Here is a 1,240-nt window from a genome sequence, read left to right as displayed (position 1 = left end):
GTGATCACGGGCGCCAACAAGCGTCCGCTGAAGTCGCTCGCCGACATGCTGAAGGGCAAGCAAGGTCGCTTCCGTCAGAACCTGCTCGGCAAGCGCGTCGACTAGTCGGGCCGGTCGGTCATCGTCGTCGGTCCGGAGCTGAAGCTGCACGAGTGCGGCCTGCCGAAGAAGATGGCGCTCGAGCTGTTCAAGCCGTTCATCTATGCGCGTCTGGACGCCAAGGGCCTGTCGGGCACCGTCAAGCAGTCCAAGCGGATGGTGGAACGCGAACAACCGGCGGTCTGGGACATCCTCGACGAGGTGATCCGCGAACACCCGGTTCTGCTTAACCGCGCGCCGACCCTTCACCGTCTGGGCATTCAGGCGTTCGAACCGAAGCTGATCGAGGGTAAGGCCATCCAGCTTCACCCGCTGGTTTGCGCCGCCTTCAACGCCGACTTCGACGGTGACCAGATGGCCGTCCACGTCCCGCTCTCGCTGGAAGCCCAGCTTGAAGCGCGCGTGCTGATGATGTCGACGAACAACATCTTGTCGCCCGCCAACGGCCGCCCGATCATCGTGCCGTCGCAGGATATCGTTCTGGGCCTCTACTATCTGTCGCTGGCCAAGGACAAAGAGCCGGGCGAGGGCAAGCTGTTCGCCGACCTGGGCGAAATCGACGCGGCGCTCGACGCCAAGGTCGTGACGCTGCACACCAAGATCAAAGCCCGCCACTCGGAAATGAACGCCGAGGGCGAGCTGGTCCGCAAGGTGATCGATACGACGCCTGGCCGGATGAAGATCGTGGCGCTGTTCCCGCACCACCCGGCGATCGGTCACCGCCTTCTTGAGAAGAACCTGACCAAGAAGGAAATCGGCAACCTGATCGACGCCGTCTATCGCCACTGCGGTCAGAAGGCGACGGTCATCTTCGCCGACCAGATCATGGCGTTGGGCTTCAAGGAAGCGGCCAAGGCCGGCATCTCCTTCGGTAAGGATGACATCATCATCCCCGAGCGGAAGAAGCCGATCGTGGCTCAGACCCGCGCGTTGGTCGAAGAGTACGAACAGCAGTACGCCGACGGTCTGATCACCAAGGGCGAGAAGTACAACAAGGTCGTTGACGCGTGGGCCAAGGCCACCGACCGCGTCGCCGACGAAATGATGTTGGAAATCTCGACCGCCGAGAAGGACGAGAACGGCCGTGAAAAGGAGATCAACTCGATCTTCATGATGGCTAACTCCGGAGCCCGTGGTTCGC

General features: G+C 61.9%; 1 pseudogene. It reads left to right on the top strand.

Annotated elements, in window-relative coordinates:
* Positions 1 to 1,240 (top strand): annotated as a pseudogene (locus tag Q7T84_RS05970) (DNA-directed RNA polymerase subunit beta'); the annotation flags it as partial.

Source organism: Phenylobacterium sp. (assembly GCF_030654915.1).
In the GTDB taxonomy this organism is placed as follows: domain Bacteria; phylum Pseudomonadota; class Alphaproteobacteria; order Caulobacterales; family Caulobacteraceae; genus Phenylobacterium.
This window is presented reverse-complemented; position numbering and strand designations above follow the sequence as displayed.